This window comes from Caballeronia sp. AZ1_KS37, from assembly GCF_023631165.1.
Classification (GTDB): domain Bacteria; phylum Pseudomonadota; class Gammaproteobacteria; order Burkholderiales; family Burkholderiaceae; genus Caballeronia; species Caballeronia zhejiangensis.
In genome coordinates this window covers 1-3690 of the sequence record NZ_JALQDP010000009.1, presented here as the reverse complement: position 1 = coordinate 3690, position 3690 = coordinate 1, and the positions used below count along the sequence as shown (strand labels likewise).

5 protein-coding genes are annotated in these 3690 nt (G+C 62.8%); all 5 read left to right on the top strand.

Going from position 1 to position 3690, the window contains the following annotated elements:
- Positions 1-936, top strand: a 936-nt coding sequence (gene paaA, locus NCS00_RS07600; RefSeq protein WP_250439785.1) for a 1,2-phenylacetyl-CoA epoxidase subunit PaaA, incomplete at its 5' end; no start/stop codon positions are given.
- A gap of 17 nt (positions 937-953) precedes the next feature.
- Positions 954-1238 (top strand): 1,2-phenylacetyl-CoA epoxidase subunit PaaB, encoded by a 285-nt coding sequence (paaB, locus tag NCS00_RS07595; RefSeq protein WP_008349546.1) that lies wholly within the window; start codon positions 954-956, stop codon positions 1236-1238.
- An 11-nt stretch (positions 1239-1249) separates the two neighbouring features.
- Positions 1250-2050, top strand: a complete 801-nt coding sequence (gene paaC / locus NCS00_RS07590; RefSeq protein ID WP_008349547.1) for a 1,2-phenylacetyl-CoA epoxidase subunit PaaC — start codon at positions 1250-1252, stop codon at positions 2048-2050.
- Positions 2050-2562 carry a 1,2-phenylacetyl-CoA epoxidase subunit PaaD gene (paaD, locus tag NCS00_RS07585; RefSeq protein WP_008349550.1) on the top strand — a complete coding sequence of 171 codons (513 nt, stop codon included), beginning with the start codon at positions 2050-2052 and terminating at the stop codon, positions 2560-2562. The genes paaC and paaD overlap by 1 nt, the downstream gene beginning before the upstream one ends.
- A gap of 28 nt (positions 2563-2590) precedes the next feature.
- The gene (paaE, locus tag NCS00_RS07580; RefSeq protein WP_008352720.1) at positions 2591-3679 is read left to right on the top strand and encodes a 1,2-phenylacetyl-CoA epoxidase subunit PaaE; all 1089 of its coding nucleotides are present in this window, start codon (positions 2591-2593) and stop codon (positions 3677-3679) included.
- Positions 3680-3690: the final 11 nt, after the last annotated feature.

The window sequence follows — 3690 nt, the reverse complement described above, 5'->3', positions numbered from 1 at the left end:
GCCGCCCAAACCCGCTTCGACGCGGTGATGCAGGCCGACGGCAAGATCGAGCCGCAGGACTGGATGCCCGAGGCGTATCGCAAGACGCTGGTGCGTCAGATCTCGCAGCACGCGCATTCGGAGATCATCGGGATGCAGCCCGAGGGCAACTGGATCAGCCGCGCGCCGAGCCTCAAACGCAAGGCGATCCTGCTCGCGAAGGTGCAGGACGAAGGCGGCCACGGCCTGTACCTCTACAGCGCGGCCGAAACACTGGGCGTCTCGCGCGATCAACTCGTGGCCGCGCTGCACGCAGGCAAGGCGAAATATTCGAGCATCTTCAACTATCCGACACCCACGTGGGCCGATGTCGGCGTGATCGGCTGGCTCGTCGATGGCGCCGCGATCATGAACCAGATTCCGCTGTGCCGCTGCACCTACGGGCCGTATGCCCGCGCGATGATCCGCATCTGCAAGGAGGAGTCGTTCCACCAACGCCAGGGCTTCGACGCGCTGCTCGCGATGATGAAAGGCACGCAAGCGCAGAAGGATCTCGTGCAGCAGGCGGTGAACCGCTGGTGGTGGCCGGTGCTGATGATGTTCGGCCCGAGCGACAAGGATTCGATCCACAGCGGCCAGTCGTTCGCGTGGGGCATCAAGCGCATCTCGAACGATGACCTGCGTCAGAAGTTCGTCGATGCGACCGTCGAGCAGGCGAAGATCCTCGGCGTCACATTGCCCGATCCCGATTTGAAGTGGAACGAAGCGCGGCAAGCGCACGACTACGGCGCGATCGACTGGGACGAGTTCTGGCGCGTGGTCAACGGCGACGGCCCGTGCAACAAGGAGCGCCTCGCCACGCGCGTGAAGGCACACGATGACGGCGCGTGGGTTCGCGAAGCCGCACTGGCGTATGCAGAGAAGCAAAAAGCCCGCGCCCACCAACAAGCTGCATGAGCATGGAGACGATGAAGATGAACAAGGAATGGCCGATCTGGGAAGTGTTCGTGCGCAGCAAGCAGGGACTGGATCACAAGCATTGCGGCAGCCTGCACGCACCGGACGCGGGCGCGGCGTTGCGCATGGCGCGCGACGTGTACACGCGTCGTCAGGAAGGCGTGAGCATCTGGGTGGTGCCCTCGGCGGCGATCACGGCATCGGACCCGGCAGACAAGGCCGAGTTGTTCGAGCCCGCGGGCGACAAGATCTATCGGCATCCGACGTTCTTCGTGCTGCCCGACGAAATCAATCACATGTAAGGGCGCGCGACATGAGCCAGAAAGAACATCTCGCCTACGTGCTGCGTCTTGCCGACAACGCGCTGATTCTCGGACAGCGCAACGCGGAGTGGTGCAGTCACGGCCCGGCACTGGAAGAGGATATTGCGCTGGCGAACATCAGTCTGGATCTGATCGGTCAGGCGCGTTTGCTCTACACGCATGCTGCTTCGCTCGAAGCATCGCTCAACGGCAACAAAAAGACCGAAGACGATTACGCATACTTTCGCACCGAGCGCGAGTTCGCCAACTACACGATCGCGGAGTTGCCGCACTTCGGCCCGCTCGCGGGCACGACGCGCACGGAGCGCGATTACGCGGTGACGATCGTGCGCAACTTCCTGTACTCGGCGTTGATGATGGAAGTGTGGAGCGCATTGCAATCATCGAACGATGCGCAACTCGCGGCGATCGCGGCGAAGTCGATCAAGGAGACGAGCTATCACCTGCATCACGCGCGCGACTGGCTGGTGCGTTTCGGCGATGGCACTGCGGAGTCGCATCGGCGTGCGCAGGCTGCGCTCGATTATCTGATGCCGTACACGCGCGAGTTCTTCGCGACCGATGCAATCGAACAGGCCGTCGCCGATGCGGGCATCGCGCCGCTGGCGAGCGAGTTCGAAGCGGCGTGGCGCGAGCAGGTTGCATCGGCGCTCGATGAAGCGACGCTCAAAGTGCCCGTAGAAGTGCAGCACGTCACGACGGGCAAGCAAGGCGAGCACTCGGAGCACATGGGTTATCTGCTGGCGGAGATGCAGAGCCTGGCGCGTCAGCATCCGGGCGCGAGCTGGTAATGCAGGCCATGCAAACCACGATCGAACGCGCGTGGCACGTGCTCGAGTCGGTGCCCGATCCGGAGATTCCGGTGGTATCGATTCGCGAGCTGGGCATCTTGCGCGATGTACGTCACGGCGACGATGGCGTGCTCGAAGTGGTGATCACGCCGACGTACTCGGGCTGTCCTGCGATGTCGCAGATTGCTGAGGACATCGCGAAAGCGATCGATGATGCGCAACTCGGCGCGCATCGCATCGAGACGGTGCTGGCGCCTGCGTGGACGACCGACTGGATCACCGATGACGCGCGCGAGAAGCTGCGCCGCTATGGCATCGCGCCGCCGACGGGCGCATGCGTTAGCACGGAAAAGCCGATCCGCTTCGTGGCGCGCAAGCCCGCGACGATCGCGTGCCCGCGCTGCGGCTCGACGCACACGGAGAAGCTGGCGCAATTCGGCTCGACGGCGTGCAAGGCGTTGTATCGATGCATCGATTGCCGCGAGCCGTTCGATTACTTCAAGCCGTACTGAACCTCACTGACAAGCGAGCCGAGAAAACATGGCGACTCCGCAATTTCATCCGCTGCGCATTCGCGACGTGCGCCCCGAAACCGCCGACGCGCTCACCGTTTCATTCGATGTGCCGCCCGCATTGCGCGATGCGTTTCGCTTTACGCAGGGCCAGTTCGTGACGCTCAAGACGCATATCGATGGCGAGGAGACGCGCCGCTCGTATTCGATCTGCGTGGGCGTGACCGACTACGATCGCGATGGCGAATTGCGCATCGGCATCAAGCGCGTGCGCGGCGGGCGCTTCTCGAACTTCGCGTTCGAGACCTTGAAGCCCGGCCATGAGATCGAGGTGATGACGCCCGACGGGCGCTTCTTCACGCATCTGAACGCGGATCACGCAAAGCATTACGTGGCGTTCTCGGGCGGCTCGGGCATCACGCCGGTGCTGGCGATCATCAAGACGACGCTGGACATGGAGCCGACGAGCCGCTTCACGCTGGTGTACGGCAATCGCAGTGTCGACGCGATCATGTTTGCCGAGGAACTCGAGGATCTGAAGAACCGGTATATGGACCGGTTCTCGCTGTATCACGTGCTGTCCGATGATTTGCAGGATGTCGAGTTGTTCAACGGCGTGCTGGATCAAGAGAAGTGCAAGGCGTTTCTTTCGACGCTGCTCTCGCCTGAAGAGATCGATGAAGCGTTCATCTGCGGCCCCGGCCCGATGATGGACGCCGCTGAAGCGGCGCTGAAAGAAGCGGGCGTGCCGCCGAAGCAGATTCATGTGGAGCGCTTCGGCACGCCGTTGCCGCAGGCGGGTGCGCCGACGATCGAGATTACGGAGAGCACGCCGGCGGCGGATCTGGAACTGGTCATCGACGGCAAGAAGCGCAAGCTGCGCTTGCCTTATGAAGGCGTGAGCGTGCTCGATGTCGGTCTGAAGGCAGGGCTCGCGTTGCCGTACGCGTGCAAGGGCGGGGTGTGCTGCACGTGCCGCGCGAAAGTGCTCGAAGGCGAAGTGAAGATGGACAAGAACTACACGCTCGAACAACACGAGATCGATGAGGGTTTCGTGCTGACCTGCCAGTGCCATCCGGTGAGCGAGCGCGTGGTTGTGAGCTTCGACGAGCGGTAAGCGACGTCCCG

What these genes read in the sequence shown, in the direction of transcription:
- paaC (WP_008349547.1), top strand. Translation starts at nt 1,250, where the DNA reads ATGAGCCAGAAAGAACATCTCGCCTACGTGCTGCGTCTTGCCGACAAC.
- paaD (WP_008349550.1), top strand. Translation starts at nt 2,050, where the DNA reads ATGCAGGCCATGCAAACCACGATCGAACGCGCGTGGCACGTGCTCGAG.
- paaB (WP_008349546.1), top strand. Translation starts at nt 954, where the DNA reads ATGAACAAGGAATGGCCGATCTGGGAAGTGTTCGTGCGCAGCAAGCAG.
- paaE (WP_008352720.1), top strand. Translation starts at nt 2,591, where the DNA reads ATGGCGACTCCGCAATTTCATCCGCTGCGCATTCGCGACGTGCGCCCC.